At 45.4% G+C, this 15,354-nt stretch carries 17 protein-coding genes and 1 other RNA gene; 5 read left to right on the plus strand and 13 right to left on the minus strand.

From position 1 onward, the window contains the following. Position 1: 1 nt before the first annotated feature. The 5 genes from AACU28_RS22315 to rsmI all read right to left on the minus strand — a co-directional run bounded on the left by AACU28_RS22315 (position 2) and on the right by rsmI (position 4,758). Positions 2 to 1,759, minus strand: coding sequence for a penicillin-binding transpeptidase domain-containing protein (locus AACU28_RS22315; protein WP_102539547.1), 1,758 nt, complete (start codon positions 1,757 to 1,759; stop codon positions 2 to 4). Beyond that, the gene (gene ftsL / locus AACU28_RS22320) at positions 1,756 to 2,073 is read right to left on the minus strand and encodes a cell division protein FtsL (protein WP_004735995.1); all 318 of its coding nucleotides are present in this window, start codon (positions 2,071 to 2,073) and stop codon (positions 1,756 to 1,758) included. Before ftsL ends, AACU28_RS22315 begins: the two co-directional genes overlap by 4 nt. Positions 2,074 to 2,076: 3 nt before the next feature. Continuing rightward, positions 2,077 to 3,027, minus strand: a complete 951-nt coding sequence (gene rsmH, locus AACU28_RS22325; RefSeq protein ID WP_004735996.1) for a 16S rRNA (cytosine(1402)-N(4))-methyltransferase RsmH — start codon at positions 3,025 to 3,027, stop codon at positions 2,077 to 2,079. A 228-nt stretch (positions 3,028 to 3,255) separates the two neighbouring features. Next, an RNA gene (gene rnpB, locus AACU28_RS22330) (RNase P RNA component class A) lies at positions 3,256 to 3,695 on the minus strand. Positions 3,696 to 3,891: 196 nt separating this feature from the next. After that, positions 3,892 to 4,758, minus strand: coding sequence for a 16S rRNA (cytidine(1402)-2'-O)-methyltransferase (gene rsmI, locus AACU28_RS22335; RefSeq protein ID WP_004735998.1), 867 nt, complete (start codon positions 4,756 to 4,758; stop codon positions 3,892 to 3,894). A gap of 61 nt (positions 4,759 to 4,819) precedes the next feature. Here rsmI and AACU28_RS22340 point away from each other — a divergent pair, with 61 nt between their 5' ends. The 4 genes from AACU28_RS22340 to AACU28_RS22355 are packed head-to-tail and all read left to right on the plus strand — an operon-like array spanning position 4,820 to position 8,237. Next, positions 4,820 to 6,637, plus strand: a complete 1,818-nt coding sequence (locus AACU28_RS22340) for a penicillin-binding protein activator (protein WP_121603606.1) — start codon at positions 4,820 to 4,822, stop codon at positions 6,635 to 6,637. Then, positions 6,624 to 7,022 (plus strand): YraN family protein, encoded by a 399-nt coding sequence (locus AACU28_RS22345; RefSeq protein WP_121603607.1) that lies wholly within the window; start codon positions 6,624 to 6,626, stop codon positions 7,020 to 7,022. Before AACU28_RS22340 ends, AACU28_RS22345 begins: the two co-directional genes overlap by 14 nt. Before the next feature lie 2 nt (positions 7,023 to 7,024). After that, on the plus strand, positions 7,025 to 7,615 hold the full coding sequence (locus AACU28_RS22350) for a phosphoheptose isomerase (protein WP_004729817.1): 591 nt from the start codon (positions 7,025 to 7,027) through the stop codon (positions 7,613 to 7,615). Positions 7,616 to 7,631: 16 nt separating this feature from the next. Continuing rightward, positions 7,632 to 8,237: a BON domain-containing protein gene (locus AACU28_RS22355; protein ID WP_004729818.1), complete on the plus strand. Its 606-nt coding sequence runs from the start codon at positions 7,632 to 7,634 to the stop codon at positions 8,235 to 8,237. 98 nt (positions 8,238 to 8,335) lie between these two features. Here the strand turns inward: AACU28_RS22355 and sspB are convergent, their stop codons facing one another. The 8 genes from sspB to zapE all read right to left on the minus strand — a co-directional run bounded on the left by sspB (position 8,336) and on the right by zapE (position 14,677). Then, positions 8,336 to 8,830: a ClpXP protease specificity-enhancing factor gene (gene sspB, locus AACU28_RS22360; protein ID WP_017087501.1), complete on the minus strand. Its 495-nt coding sequence runs from the start codon at positions 8,828 to 8,830 to the stop codon at positions 8,336 to 8,338. A 6-nt stretch (positions 8,831 to 8,836) separates the two neighbouring features. Next, the gene (gene sspA / locus AACU28_RS22365) at positions 8,837 to 9,472 is read right to left on the minus strand and encodes a stringent starvation protein SspA (RefSeq protein WP_010434700.1); all 636 of its coding nucleotides are present in this window, start codon (positions 9,470 to 9,472) and stop codon (positions 8,837 to 8,839) included. 97 nt (positions 9,473 to 9,569) lie between these two features. After that, positions 9,570 to 10,307, minus strand: a complete 738-nt coding sequence (locus tag AACU28_RS22370) for a cytochrome c1 (protein WP_004729828.1) — start codon at positions 10,305 to 10,307, stop codon at positions 9,570 to 9,572. After that, positions 10,304 to 11,569 carry a cytochrome b gene (locus AACU28_RS22375; protein WP_004729830.1) on the minus strand — a complete coding sequence of 422 codons (1,266 nt, stop codon included), beginning with the start codon at positions 11,567 to 11,569 and terminating at the stop codon, positions 10,304 to 10,306. The genes AACU28_RS22370 and AACU28_RS22375 overlap by 4 nt, the downstream gene beginning before the upstream one ends. Beyond that, positions 11,569 to 12,159 carry a ubiquinol-cytochrome c reductase iron-sulfur subunit gene (petA, locus tag AACU28_RS22380; protein WP_017072804.1) on the minus strand — a complete coding sequence of 197 codons (591 nt, stop codon included), beginning with the start codon at positions 12,157 to 12,159 and terminating at the stop codon, positions 11,569 to 11,571. Before petA ends, AACU28_RS22375 begins: the two co-directional genes overlap by 1 nt. A gap of 331 nt (positions 12,160 to 12,490) precedes the next feature. Then, the gene (gene rpsI / locus AACU28_RS22385) at positions 12,491 to 12,883 is read right to left on the minus strand and encodes a 30S ribosomal protein S9 (protein WP_004740758.1); all 393 of its coding nucleotides are present in this window, start codon (positions 12,881 to 12,883) and stop codon (positions 12,491 to 12,493) included. Between the two features lie 15 nt (positions 12,884 to 12,898). Further along, complete coding sequence (gene rplM, locus AACU28_RS22390; protein WP_010434689.1) at positions 12,899 to 13,327, minus strand: 50S ribosomal protein L13; 429 nt, start codon at positions 13,325 to 13,327, stop codon at positions 12,899 to 12,901. 246 nt (positions 13,328 to 13,573) lie between these two features. Then, entirely contained in the window at positions 13,574 to 14,677 is a 1,104-nt protein-coding gene (gene zapE / locus AACU28_RS22395; RefSeq protein WP_017077674.1) for a cell division protein ZapE, read from the minus strand. A gap of 219 nt (positions 14,678 to 14,896) precedes the next feature. Between zapE and zapG the strand changes: the two genes are divergently transcribed. After that, complete coding sequence (gene zapG, locus AACU28_RS22400; protein WP_004736002.1) at positions 14,897 to 15,352, plus strand: Z-ring associated protein ZapG; 456 nt, start codon at positions 14,897 to 14,899, stop codon at positions 15,350 to 15,352. Positions 15,353 to 15,354: the final 2 nt, after the last annotated feature.

The following is a 15,354-nucleotide window of genomic DNA, read 5'->3' on the forward strand; positions in this document are numbered from 1 at the left end:
TCTATTCTTGAAACTTATTTTCATCAGCAGGGACGTTCATTATTTGCAGTGCGCCCTTCATGATTTCAGAAAAGACGGGGGCTGCGACTGAACCACCATAGTAAAGGTCGCCTTGAGGCTCATTGACCACAACAACCAATGCCACTCTTGGATCACTAACTGGAGCAAAGCCTGCGGTAACCGCGATGTATTCATCACTGTAGCCGCCAGCTTCAGCCTTACGAGAGGTACCCGTTTTGGCTGCAACGCGGTAACCCGGAACGGCAGCTCTTGTCGCCGTACCGCCTTTTTGAGTCACCCCTTCTAGCATATTCAAAACCAGCTCAGCGTTCTCGCGCTTGATGATTTGCTTAGAAAAATCTTGGTCGTTACTCTTAATAATATGAATCGGCTCATACAAACCTTTGTTAGCTAACGTCGCATAGGCATGTGCCAACTGCATCGGCGTAACAGACAAGCCATAACCGAACGCTAAGGTCGCAATTTCAAACTTTGACCAACGACGGCGATTCGGGAAAATACCGCTCGTTTCACCAACCAAATTCAGCCCAGACATCTCGCCTAGACCAACCGAACTGTACATCCCAAGCAAGGCTTCAAGTGGCATGTTAAGCGCCAATTTAGCAACACCGATGTTACTCGACTTCTTGAGGATCAACGCTAAGTCAGCCTTACCGACTTTAGAAGAATCTCGTACACGACTACCACCGATCTGCATAATGCCATTGCCAGTATCAATCACGATATCTGGGTCTGCAGTGCCGTTCTCTAGCGCCGCCAAAACCACAAAAGGTTTCACGGTCGAGCCAGGTTCCATTGCATCGGTGAGCACGCGGTTACGCATTTTGAAGCTTTGTAAGTCAGAGCGGTTATTCGGATTATAAGAAGGGGCATTAACCATGGCTAACACGGCACCCGTTTTCACATCGAGTAATACCGCAGAGCCTGAAGTCGCCTTGTGATCGGCCACGGCCTGCTTAATCGCTCGATAAGCAATGGCTTGTAATCGTTGATCGATCGTTAATTCGAGTGGTTTGCCTTCTTCACGCTCTTCTAAAGCAATGTTTTCAACAACGCGTCCATAGCGATCTTTACGAATCGTCCGCTTACCCGCTTCGCCCGTGAGCCATTTGTCATAGCTGCGTTCAACGCCTTCCAAACCGTGCCCATCAATGCCGGTAACACCGATAAGGTGTGCACTGACTTCGCCTGCGGGGTAGTAACGTCGAGATTCCGCTTTCAGGCCAACACCCACCAGCTTTAGTTCACGAATATACTTAGCCATCGCTGGGCTAACTTGTCTTTGTAGGTAAACAAATCGGCGGGATTTGTTGCTAGAGATCTTGTCGATCATCGATTGTCGTTCTAAGCCAAGTACATCAGCTAACGCATACCAACGATCAATCTGGGCCATGCCATTTTTATCGAAAATCGTTTTCGGGTCGGCCCATACCGCCTCAACTGGAACACTCACAGCAAGCGGTTCGCCATTGCGGTCTGAGATAATGCCGCGGGCGGAAGGAATAGCCTTAACACGTACCGAGCGAAGATCGCCCTGACGGATTAAGTTATCTGGTTCAATAATTTGGATGTAAGCCACACGACCAACGAGTGCAGCAAAGGCAAGAAACACGAAAGCAATAACGACGTTGAAACGCCATTTAATAAGAATTGGATCCGAATCCTTTTCGCTCTTCACTCGCTCTTTCGTTGATTTCTTAACGGGTTTGGCGGGTGATTTTTCCTTTTTACCGGTCATTTCAGTGTGATCACAACTTCTTTGTCAGAGTCTGGACGTTTCATGTCTAGCTCTCGTTTTGCCGATGCTTGAACGCGGCTATGTTCAGCCAAAGCCGTCTCTTCAAGCATTAAATTTCGCCACTCATCATCAAGCTGTTCTCGTTCCACTAATGCCATGTCTTTTTTCGTGATCGCCTGACGTGAATTATGTGTCGTAAGAACGACCCCCATCGCACTCGCAAAGATACAGATAAGAAGTACCAATGGAACCTTGCCCACGGAGATCAAATCAAAAAATATTATCTTGGCTAAGTTAGGCTTGGAGGTCTTCATTGACTATAGCTTTTCTGCGATTCGTAGTACTGAGCTACGCGAACGAGTATTCTCATCCACTTCATCTTTAGAAGGCTTGATCGCTTTACCAATTGGTTTTAGATCGGCACTGCCTAAAGCTTTAATTTGATCTTCTGTTAGCGGTAAACCGTGAGGAACCTGTGGCCCTTGGCTCTCTTTACGGATAAAGCGCTTCACCATGCGGTCTTCAAGCGAGTGGAAGCTGATAACAGAAATACGACCTTGAGGAGCAAGAATGCTTGCTGCGCCTTTCAGTGCGGTATCAATCTCTTCAAGTTCGCTGTTGATGTAGATACGGAATGCTTGGAAAGCACGTGTCGCTGGGTGCTTTTTCTCTTTGAAGCTCTTTGGAGCGACGTCAGAGATAAGCTTAGCCAGTTGACCAGTACGCGTTAGCGGTTCGTTCTCTTCATTCTCTTGATAAGCGATGATGCCTTTCGCGATACGACGAGCGTGTTTGTCTTCACCGAACTCACGAATAACCCATGTAATGTCATCAAGATCCGCTTCAACTAACCACTGAGAGACAGGAACACCTGTTGTTGGGTCCATGCGCATATCCAGCGGACCATCTTTCATAAAGCTAAAGCCACGTTCAGCATCATCCAACTGTGGTGAAGAAACACCTAAATCCAGCAATACGCCATCCACTTGACCGACTAAGTCATAACGCTCTGCATATTCAGCCATACCCGAAAATGGACCATGGATAATCGTAAAACGAGGATCATCAATCTTCTGAGCTTCAGCAATCGCTTGTGGATCGCGGTCGATACTAAAGAGTCGTCCATTCTCGCCCAGTTTAGACAGGATTGTACGGCTGTGACCACCACGGCCAAAAGTACCATCAATGTAGGTACCGTCAGGTTTGATCGCAAGTCCGTCAATAGATTCGTTAAGCAATACTGAAATATGTTTGAATGCTTCTGTCATAGTCTTCTCAGTGAGTGGATTGAGCCATTAGTTCGGCAATAATTTGTTCTATTAACGTTTTAGTGTACTGATTTCACGCCGTATCTCCACCATATTGTGTATAGGCTTTGGGAATTTTTGACCCAAGCTCATATCAGGGTGAAGGATTCTAAGGAAATCTAAATCATTTACGTCAATATAAAGCAAAAAACCCATCACTACCGTTAAGTAATGATGGGTTCTTTATATAGGTGGAGTTGACACATACGCCGGGTTCTGTTCCGCTTGCGCGGCGGTAACCATTCGTCTAGGCCTGCAATCGCTCACAGGCTCAAGCAATCTACCCGCCCCCATACGCGAGCAGCGCAATGCGAGGGCCTATTTGATCTTGCTCCGGGTGGAGTTTACCTTGCTACGAACTGTTGCCAGTCGCACGGTGCGCTCTTACCGCACCCTTTCAGCCTTACCTGTGCCTCTTCCGAAGAAATGAGGCCATCGGCGGTCTTCTCTCTGCTGCACTTGTCGTGGGCTCGCGCCCCCCAGACGTTATCTGGCACCCTGCTCTATGGAGCCCGGACGTTCCTCCCCTCTACCAGTCTCCCGAAGGACTTCAACGTCAGTTTCCCGAAGGACCTCAACGTCAGTCTCCCGAAGGACATCAGCAAAGCAGCGATTACCCGTTCAACTCCGAGGGCGGATTGTATAGAGATTAGTGAGCAGTGTCTAGCGAGATCACAAATATGCTGCAAACCTCTAATCGAATGCATGATTTTTACACAATCTAGACAAAAAAAGAGGAATAACGGTAATACCATCATTCCTCAGAAGCTTTTTCAATAAAGGTTATCTACTCTATAAATAGGTACCTAGTCTATAAAGAGCTCTCTAGTTGTCTAGATGCTCTAAGCCCCATTTGTATAAAGCGTTCTTTTTCAGATTGTAGATTTCTGCTGTCATCGCCGCCGCTTTTTTAAGGGGTAGCTCTTTGGTTAGAATGCCGAGTGTGCGAGTTGCTTCGTCTGGCAGATCGGTGCTCGCTTCTTCACGGTGACCATGGATCAGCAACACCATCTCTCCACGTTTGCGGTTCGAGTCTTCTTCTATCCATTCAATCAACTCACCTAATGGTAATCCTTGAATGGTTTCGAATGTCTTGGTTAGCTCACGAGCCAAAACGACCTCACGGTCTGGTCCTAAGATCTCTAGCATGTCCTGCAAAGAATCCGTAATACGGTGCGGTGATTCGTAGAAAATACATGTGCGCTCTGCTTTTGCAATCTCTAAGAACTTGTCTTTGCGACCCTTGCTCTTTGGCGGTAAGAAGCCTTCAAAGCTGAAACGATCCGACGGCAGACCTGACGCACTGAGTGCGGTAATTACAGCACAAGCACCGGGAAGTGGCACAACTCTCACACCCGCTTGACGACATTGTGAGACAAGATGGTAACCTGGATCACTGATTAAAGGAGTACCCGCATCAGAGACTAATGCGATAGACTGACCTTCTAATAACCTTTCGACTAGAACTTGTGCTTTAGTTTGTTCATTATGATCATGTAAAGCGAACGTTCTGGTGGATATATTGAAGTGAGCAAGCAGCTTACCCGTGTGGCGTGTGTCTTCGGCTGCAATAACATCGACACTTGATAAAATTTCAATTGCTCTTTGAGTGATATCTCCCAAATTTCCGATTGGGGTTGGCACAATGTAGAGAGTTGGGCTCTCTGTGAGCAAGGTTTTGTTATCTGTCATTTGTTTACCATCACTTCAACGATTAATATAGATACAAATTTATACGGAATTTAAAGAACTCATGGCAACGATGAACCATAAGAGACTCAGTGTACCACGCTTACTAACTCCAATTGCATTAGCAATTACATTGGCGGCTTGTTCTTCAGGTCCTCAAGCACCAACGCGTGTTGATATTACACTAGATCCAGCGCAATCAACTGAAAGTTACATGATGCAGGCGGATAGTAGCAAAGGAAGTCTACAAAACGACTGGTTAATCATGGCACTTAAGGCTTCTGTGCAAGCTGGAAAAACCGATCAAGCGACTCTGCTTATCAAGCGCTTAGCCAAACAAGAGCTGAGTGAAGTTCAACAAGCGGAATGGCAATTAGCGCGCGCTCAACTGTTGGTGAATAACTCGCAGCCTGAACAAGCTTATAGCCAACTGAACTTCCAGCCTTGGTGGAAACTTCCGAACGAGCAGTGGAAAGATTATCACGAGCTACGCGCGAACATTTCTGAAATGCAAAGCGAGTATTTTGAAGCAAGCCGTGAGTTAGTTCTTTATTCAGAGTATCTAGACGCTGACGACGAGCTCCAACAACAAGCTGCCGACCGTATTTGGCAGAACCTGAATAGCTACTCTCAATATGAGATTCTAGAACTTAAGACTTCTCCGACAGAAGACGTTCTAGCAGGTTGGTTACAGCTGGCTATTTATATGAAGACGCTGAACTCTAACCTTCCAGACCTACAGAAAACTCTGTCTGATTGGCTAGCTGAGAACCCTCGTCACCCAGCAGCAACATACACACCTCAGGCGGTCACTGACATATTGGCGCTAGAGATCAGTAAACCAACTAGCACTGCGCTATTACTGCCGCTCACGGGTAAGTACGGCAAGCAAGCACAGCTTGTGCGTGATGGTTTCATCTTTGCGATGATGAATGACAAAGAGCGCGAAGAAAACGCAACGCTAACGGTTATGGACACCAACGTACAAAGTGCTGCTGAAATTAAAGCGACACTGGAAGAGAACAAAGTAGATTTCATCGTTGGCCCGCTGATTAAGAGCAATATTACCAAGCTTCAGCAAGCGCAGAAAAACCACGAAAATTCGATTCCAGCTTTAGCTCTAAATATTCCGACGCAGCTAGAACCTGATACCAATATTTGCTATCTCGCTCTTTCGCCAGAGCAAGAAGTCGCTCAGGCAGCGAAACACCTTTTTGCTCAAGGCTACAAGTACCCGCTTATTCTTGCGCCAAAAGGGCGTTTAGGTGACCGCGTTAAACAAGCGTTTGAGAAAGAGTGGAAAAAATACAGCAACAACGAAGTCGCGATTACCTTATTCTCTGACAAGCGCCAACTTCAGCGCAATGTGAATCAGGTATTCGGCTTACAAGAGAGCCAACAACGTATCGCTCAAATGGACGGGCTACTTAACCTAGATCTAGAAACTGAACCGCGCAGCCGTCGTGATATCGACTCTGTTTACATTGTGGCGAAGAACTCAGAGCTTACGTTGATTAAGCCTTTCATTGAAGTCGCGATTAACCCAGATGCTGACCAACCAGCCTTGTTCTCAAACTCACGCAGCAACAGCGGTGACAAGCAGTACGAAGATCTAACGGGTGTGTTCTACAGTGACATCCCACTATTGGTTGAGAGCAAGAACGAGCTTAACAAAGAGCTAAACGACCTATGGCCTGCACATTCAAACGGCCAAAAACGTCTGCAAGCACTAGGGATGGATGCCTACTACCTAATGGATGCATTGCCACAGATGAAAGCCGTACAGGGTTACAGCATTCCAGGTGAAACCGGCGTGTTAACCATCGACAACAACTGTGTTGTTCAACGTGAAATCAGCTGGGCAGAGCATGGGGCTTTTTAGCCGAAAGTACCTGTCCAAACCAACAATCACCCACAAACAAGTGGGTGATAAATACGAGACCGTGGCTAAAAATTATTTAGTTGGCCACGGATTATCGTTAATTCAAGAAAACTTCATAGCTAAATGTGGCGAGATTGATCTTATAATGCGCCATAACAATACGGTTGTGTTTGCTGAGGTAAAATACCGCAAGCAAACCCGCTACGGACATGCCGCCGAAATGGTGACAGCAAAAAAGTCACAGAAGCTGCTCAAAACAGCCAATGTTTGGCTTATGCAGCAAGGCTTGTCGGTGCACTCTACAGATTTCAGGTTTGATATCGTTGCCATAGAAGGGCCGAATGACAATATCGACTGGATTCAAAACGCGATTACCCAAGGATAAACATGCTAGACAGCATTAAAGAAAGTTTTACAGAAAGTATTCAGATCCAAATTGCGGCTGCAGAAGCACTGCCAGACGCAATTACGCATGCCGCTCAAGCAATGGTTGCGACCTTGCTTAACGGAAACAAAATTCTTTGTTGTGGTAATGGTGGTTCGGCGTCGAATGCTCAGCAATTTGTATCGTGCCTACTTAATCGCTTTGAAACCGAGCGCCCTAGCCTCCCGGCAATGGCTCTCACAGCAGACAACACCACGCTAACGGCAGTAGCCAACGACTATCACTACGAAGAGATCTTCTCTAAGCAGGTACGTGCGTTTGGTCAAACTGGCGATATTTTACTGGCTATCTCTACTAGCGGTAACAGCAAAAACATCATCAAAGCGATGGAAGCAGCGGTAACACGTGACATGACGATCATCGCCTTTACGGGTAAAGATGGTGGTGAAATGGCAGGCTTACTTGGCGAACACGATGTAGAAATTCGTATCCCTTCACACCGTACAGCACGCATTCATGAAGTACACATGGTGACACTGCATTGCCTATGTGACCTAATCGATCAAGTACTCTTCCCTGCTCACGAAGAGTGATATACGGAGCATCACAATGAAATCATTAACCTCTATGAGGCTGTTTAAGCTGATTAGTGTTTCGCTACTTACACTGTCCCTGTCTGGTTGTGCTGGCATTTTCATTGCTGGTGCTGCAACCACAGCGAACTTAGTCACTGACACACGAACCACCAAACAAATCTGGAACGATAACAATATCGAATTTGAAGTCGCAGCCATCACCAACAAGCAGCCATATCGTGGCAACGTTCGTATCACAGCGAGCTCTTACCGAGGTTCGGTTGTATTGATGGGGCAAGCGACCACTGACTCAGAGCGCCGCGCGTTTGAAAACCAAGCCAAAGAAGTGGCAGGTGTAGAAAGCATCCATAATCAGGTGCGAGTAAAAGAGCCATTGACCATCAGTGCTATAAGTAACGACAGCTGGATTACTACCAAGGTGAAATCAGCCCTTCTTGCAAACGCTGATCTCAACGGCATCAAGGTTAAAGTCATCACTGAAGATTCAGAGGTGTTTTTACTTGGGTTAGTATCTAGAGAGCATGCTGATATCGCGACAGAAGTTGCGCGTAATGTTTCAGGCGTAAAGCAGGTGATTCGAGCGTTTGAATATGGCGAAGAAGAGACGGCCGTTAACTAGCCTTAAGCAAGCCAATTAAATGCTATTTAGCAGAAAAGAAAAAGCAGCGACGAGTCGCTGCTTTTTTATTTGAGTCGTTATTTAGCTAACGTTAAACGTTATTTGATAACACGAAGGCTTGGGCGACCTTTTGCTGGACGAGGAGGCTCAGGATCTGAGTCAGGCTCTTCAGCATCTACGTCTGCCGTTGCTACGCTCAAAGATGGGCCTTTCTCTTGTTCTTCAAAAGGGCTTTCTTCAATCCCTTCTTCAAAAGATTCCATGTAAGCCTCTTCAGGTTCAAACATGGTACCAGCACCATTCTCACGAGCATAAATCGCTTGTACTGCGTAAAGCGGCACGATCACAGAGTGTGGACGACCACTAAAGCGAGCACTAAACGTCACAGCTTCGTTACCCAGTTCAAGTTGTCCAACCGCACGAGGCGCGATGTTCAGAATGATCTGACCATCTTGAACAAACTCTTCTGGAACTCTTACACCCGGTAATGTTGCTTCAACAACAAGGTGTGGAGTTAATTCGTTATCAACCAGCCATTCATAAAATGCACGAAGCATATATGGTCGGCGTGGAGTCATATTTGAAATATCCATAAACGCTTAGCGAACGAGTCGCATCTCACGCTCAGCTTCAGTTAGAGAAGCTAGGAATGAATCACGTTCGAATACGCGGTTCATGTAAATCTTAAGCTCTTTAGAACCAGGGCCAATTAATTCGATACCAAGCTCAGGTAAACGCCATAGTAGCGGAGCTAGGTAACAATCAATTAGGCTAAACTCTTCGCTCATGAAGTATTCATACTCAGCGAAGATAGGAGCAAGAGTCAGTAGGTCGTTGCGCAGTTTAACGCGAGCTGCTTCAGATTCTTCAGCGTTGCCTTTAACGATCTTCTCTGCAACTGAATACCAGTTACGCTCAATGCGGTACATCATTAGACGACTATTACCACGAGCAACCGGGTATACAGGCATCAACGGTGGATGAGGGAAACGCTCATCTAAGTACTCCATAATGATCTTTGAGTCATATAAAGCAAGCTCACGATCAATAAGAGTAGGTACTGATTTGTACGGGTTCAGTTCAACAAGCTCTGCTGGTAGATTTTTTTCATCAACCAACTCAACTTCAACACTTACGCCTTTTTCAGCAAGAACAATGCGCACCTGATGGCTATACATATCAGAAGCACTTGAGAAAAGAGTCATTACAGAACGTTTATTGGCAGCTACAGCCATGGAGCCCTCCAGTACACTTTAAATAAAAACAATGGAGGCCTAAAGCCTCCATTGAACATTAACATAATTTGGGAATTAGCACGGTATTATAGCACAATTAGTGCACATCACGCCAATACTCTTTCTTCAGCAAAATCACGATGATAGTGAAGATTACTAAGAAGGCCATTACCCACCAACCCATTGCATGACGCTCAAGTTGAACTGGGTCGCCCGAGTAAACCAAAAAGTTAACAAGGTCACGAACTGCTTCGTCGTATTCACCAGCACTTAATTCGCCAGAACCGTCAGTTTCAGTACCAACAACAGTTGTCACTTCCTCGCCATCTACCATATGAGTATCGTAGATTGGTGTTGGAATACCTTGCAGCTCTTCAAGAACGTGCGGCATACCAACACTTGGGAAAACAATGTTGTTCACGCCAAACGGACGAGATGGGTCTTCATAGAAGGTACGAAGGTACGTGTATAGCCAATCTGCGCCACGAACACGAGCAACCAAAGTTAGATCTGGTGGCGGAGCACCAAACCAACTTGCCGCTTGATCAGAGGGCATAGCATTAACCATCAAGCTACCGATTTTCGCTTCAGGGTCGAAAATCAGGTTTTCCTTCATTAGATCTACAGGGATCTCTAAATCATTCGCAACACGTTCATAACGCTGGTACTGCGTTGAGTGACAAGCAAAACAGTAGTTCATGAACATCTTAGCGCCATTTTGCAATGAGGCTTTATCTGTTAAATCATTGTTTGCTTTGTCTAATGGTACGCCTGCACCCGCTGCCATCGCCAGTGACGGCAACATAGCAAATAAAATTACAATCCACTTTTTCATTTGAATGTCACCCTTTCTGGTAATGGTTTCGTCGCTTCATTTTTACTGTAGAACCACAGTAGAACGAAGAACATGAAATAACCTAAGCTAAAGATCTGAGCCAGTAGCGTATACGTTGGCGTTGCTGGAAGCGCACCAAGTACACCAAGCGCAATAAAGCTTATTGTGAATTGGATGATGTTAATCAAATGCAGTTTGCTACGGTAACGGTAAGAGCGCACTTTACAACGGTCGAACCATGGCAGTAGGAATAGCACAACAATAGATGCACCCATTGCAACTACACCTATCAGCTTATCAGGAACAGCACGAAGTACAGCGTAGAACGGCGTGAAGTACCAAACTGGAGCAATATGCTCAGGTGTTTTCAGTGGGTTAGCAGCTTCGAAGTTAGGCGGCTCAAGGAAGTATCCACCCATCTCTGGATTAAAGAACAGCACGTAACAGAACAAGAATAGGAAACCAGCAACACCGACCATATCTTTCACCGTCCCGTATGGGTGGAAAGGAACAGAGTCAATGATGTCGTATTTCTTAGTGTAATCCTTGTGGAATGGGAACTGAGTTTTGTAGTCGTCGCCCATTGTGCCTTTAGGAAGCTTAGTCTCGATACCGTCTGGGTTGTTCGAACCCACTTCGTGCAGTGCTAGTACGTGAAGTACGATAAGCAGCAGAAGTACGATTGGTAGAGCGATAACGTGCAGTGCGAAGAAACGGTTCAGCGTTGCACCAGAGATGATGTAATCACCACGGATCCAAAGCGTTAGGTCATCACCAATAACAGGAATCGCACCAAACAGAGAAATGATTACCTGAGCACCCCAGTAAGACATTTGCCCCCATGGTAGTAAGTAACCCATGAAAGCCTCAGCCATAAGCACTAAGAAGATCAGCATACCGAAGAGCCAAAGTAGCTCACGAGGCTTTTGGTAAGAACCGTAGATTAGACCACGGAACATATGCAGGTAGATAACCACGAAGAATGCCGAAGCACCTGTCGAGTGCATGTAACGCAGTAACCAGCCGTATTCCACATCACGCATGATGTATTCAACAGATGCAAATGCGCCATCACCAGACGGAACGTAGTTCATTGTTAGCCAAATACCTGTAAGGATTTGGTTAACCAGTACCAACATTGCCAAAGAACCGAAAAGGTACCAAAAGTTAAAGTTCTTAGGCATTGGGTATTCAGATAAATGCTTTTTATAAGCATTCATTGCGGGTAGACGTTTTTCTACCCAATCAAGCAATCCTTGCATTATGCGTCTCCCTCGTCCACACCGATCATGATCTTAGTGTCACTCAAATACATATGCTTTGGCACTACAAGGTTCAATGGAGCTGGTACGCCTTGGAATACTCGACCTGCCATATCAAACTTTGAACCATGACAAGGACAGAAGAAACCAGACTTAACGCCCTGAACTTGTTCTGCAAAAGAATCTGGCAGGTAAGTTGGAGAACAACCTAAGTGCGTACAGAAACCAACAGCAATGAAGAACTCCGGCTTAATAGAACGAAACTCGTTCTGTGCGTAGTCTGGTTGTTGTTCAGTTTCAGATTGAGGGTCACGAAGTTGACCACCGATCGCTTTTAGGTTCTCTAGTACCGACTCAGCACGGCGTACAACCCATACAGGTTTACCTTGCCACTCGACACGAACCATTTGTCCCGGTTCTAACTTACTGACTTCCACTTCCACCGGCGCGCCCGCAGCTTTCGCTTTGGCACTCGGGTTCCATGATTTAATAAAAGGCACGGCTACAGCAGCTGCTCCCAAACCACCAACAACGGCTGTTGTTGCGGTTAAGAAACGCCTGCGACCGTTATTTAAAGGCGCGTTGCTCATCCAAACATTCTCCCATTTGCTCCTTATGGATTGAAATAATTCCGATTAAAGAGCATGGCTAACAAAATATGTATTTAGTTCTATTTATTGACGGCAAATGATAAATAAAACCCTACTTTTTGACAAGATAAAGCTACCTTTTTGTAACAATCATGAGGCAAAGCGCACATTGGGTTACAAAAGCTTTCAAAATATAAGAATTTAGGAATAAAACGAGGAGGGGGAAGCGTTTAGCGGGGGCCAGAAAGACAAAAAGCCCGGCATATAGCCGAGCTTTGAACCACAATTCCAGTAATAAAACTGGTCGCGTGTATTTTTCGGTAAGGAAAAATTAACGCTTAGAGAATTGAGGTTTACGACGTGCTTTACGTAGACCAACTTTCTTACGTTCAACGCAACGAGCGTCACGCGTAACATAGCCAGCTGCACGTAGAGCAGGACGTAGAGTTTCATCGTATTCCATAAGAGCACGAGTGATACCGTGGCGGATTGCGCCAGCTTGACCTGAAATACCACCACCAGAAACAGTGATGTAAAGGTCAAGTTTCTCAGTTAGTTCAACTAGCTCAAGAGGTTGCTTAACAACCATACGAGAAGTTGGACGACCGAAGTAAACATCAAGGCTACGCTTGTTGATTACGATCTCACCAGAGCCTGGTTTGATGAAAACACGAGCTGCTGAGCTTTTGCGACGACCAGTGCCGTAGTATTGATTCTCTGCCATTGTCTTAATCCCCAATTAGATGTCTAGTACTTGTGGTTGTTGAGCAACATGGTTGTGCTCAGTACCAGCGTATACTTTAAGCTTACGGTACATCGCGCGGCCTAGAGGACCACGTGGAAGCATACCTTTAACTGCTAGTTCAAGAACCATTTCTGGTTTCTTAGCAATTAGCTTTTCAAAAGTGATAGTCTTAAGACCACCTGGGAACTCAGAGTGACGGTAGTAAACCTTACCCTTAGCTTTGTTACCAGTCACAGCTACTTTCTCAGCGTTAACAACGATGATGTAATCACCAGTGTCTACGTGAGGAGTGTATTCTGCTTTGTGCTTGCCGCGTAGGCGAGAAGCGATCTCACTTGCTAGACGGCCAAGAGTTTTGCCTTCAGCGTCTACAACATACCAGTCGCGTTTTACAGTTTCTGGTTTAGCAACGAAAGTTTTCATGCTAATAATTACCTATTTAAAAAATTTACACTTAAGGAATACTCGCGTATTCCCACTGTCTAAGAGTTACCATCATCACCCCTTCGAGTGTTGGAAAACTCTTGGCATAACGTGATTTTACTCATCGCTAGAGGCCCGCAGTAACGGTAGGTCGCAGGATTATAGAGAAGAGCGAAGAAAAAATCACCTCTTTTTGAACAAAATCACGATTTTTTTAATTCTCTTTCTTATTCGAGATAATCAAAGCTAACTTAAGTGTTCTTTTGCCAAATATTCATGGCTCTGCATTTCGATTAAACGCGACTGACAACGTTTAAACTCAAATTCTAACTGACCATGGGTATATAGCTTTTCTAGCTCCACTTCCGCTGAAATAATCAATTTCACGTTACGCTCATAGAACTCATCAACTAACGCAATGAAGCGTCTTGCTGCGTCATCTGAAGTCGCACCCATTTGCAACACATCAGCCAGCAGAACCGTGTGATAAACCCTAGACAGCTCAATATAGTCATTCTGGCTGCGAGCCGACTGACAAAGCTGAGCAAACGTACCATGTAGCACACCATCGCTTGCTTCGACTACATCCAGTTGACGGTGATTGACCTCAATCTGTTTGAGTTTCTCTTTATCTTCACCAACTAGCTGCGCGTAATATGTTTCGAGGTTGATGTTCGCTTGGCTATCCAGCGGGTAATGATAGATCTCAGCCTGCTCTAACGTACGAAGACGATAATCGATTCCGCTATCGACATTAAGAATATGGCAATTGCCTTGAATAAGCTTAATAGCGGGTAAGAAGCGAGCTCGCTGCAACCCGTTACGATACAAATCCGCAGGTGGAATATTAGAGGTCGCGACTAAGATAACGTTGCGAGCGAATAACTCTTGGAACAAAGTTCCTAAGATCATGGCATCCGTGATGTCTGAAACAAAGAATTCATCAAAACAGATAATATCCGCTTCTTCTTTCAACTTATCTGCGACTAAAGGCAACGGGTCGCTAACATTACCTAGCGCCCTTAGCTCATCATGGACTCGATACATAAAGCGGTGAAAGTGAACACGCATTTTTTTTGTGGTCGGTAAGGCATCGTAGAACGTATCCATTAAGTACGTTTTACCGCGCCCGACGCCACCCCAAAAATAGAGGCCTTTTGGTGGCTCTGGCAGTTCTGGCTTTTTGCCCATTAATTTCTGGAATCGAGTCAGTTGAGGAATAGGCGTATTCATGTAATCTTGGAATTGATGAAAGAGTTCATCTAAAGATTTAACGGCTTGCTCTTGCGCTGGATCTCTTTGAAATCCATGTTCTTTTATATCTTGTTCGTATTTTTTAATGGGATTCATGACGACATTTCCACAATGAAAGCAATATCAGACAGCAAATAAAAATGAGCCCAAACAGTACGAGACATGTCGCTATGCGGTGAATAATGCAGCATCAAACTGCTAACTAGCGCACACGCATTTCTCTTTATACTGCGGCTTTCTCATAGTACCATGGAGCCGTATCACGTGTAACTAAGCAGTAACAAACATGTTAAAAAACAATAATAAGGAGCTGTTATGCCTTGGATGTATGCCGTTGCCGGTTTACTAGTCGGAGTTATTTTAGGGGTCGCTATTTCTCGTCTCATGACACCTGAATACAAAAAACAAAAGAACGTACAGAAAGAATTAGATAGCGCAAAGTTTGCCCTTGAACAGCAGCGACAAGAGCTAGCTGACCACTTTGCGAAATCAGCAGAAATGTTGGACACCTTAGGTAAGGACTACACAAAACTGTACCAACACATGGAAAAAACAAGCTCAGAGCTGATCCCTAATCTGCCAGAGCAAGATAATCCATTTGTGAAAACAGCCGCAGCCCATTCGGATAAACCACAAGACAAACCTTCAGTTAAAGAGGCGACACTTGAAGAACAACCGAAAGATTACGCTAATGGCGCAACGGGTTTATTTACAGAGCAGAAGAAAGAAATCATGGATGCTCCCGATGTTGTAACAGCAAAAGCATCGTAAAC

It is taken from the genome of Vibrio sp. SBT000027, assembly GCF_963894355.1.
GTDB lineage: Bacteria > Pseudomonadota > Gammaproteobacteria > Enterobacterales > Vibrionaceae > Vibrio > Vibrio splendidus.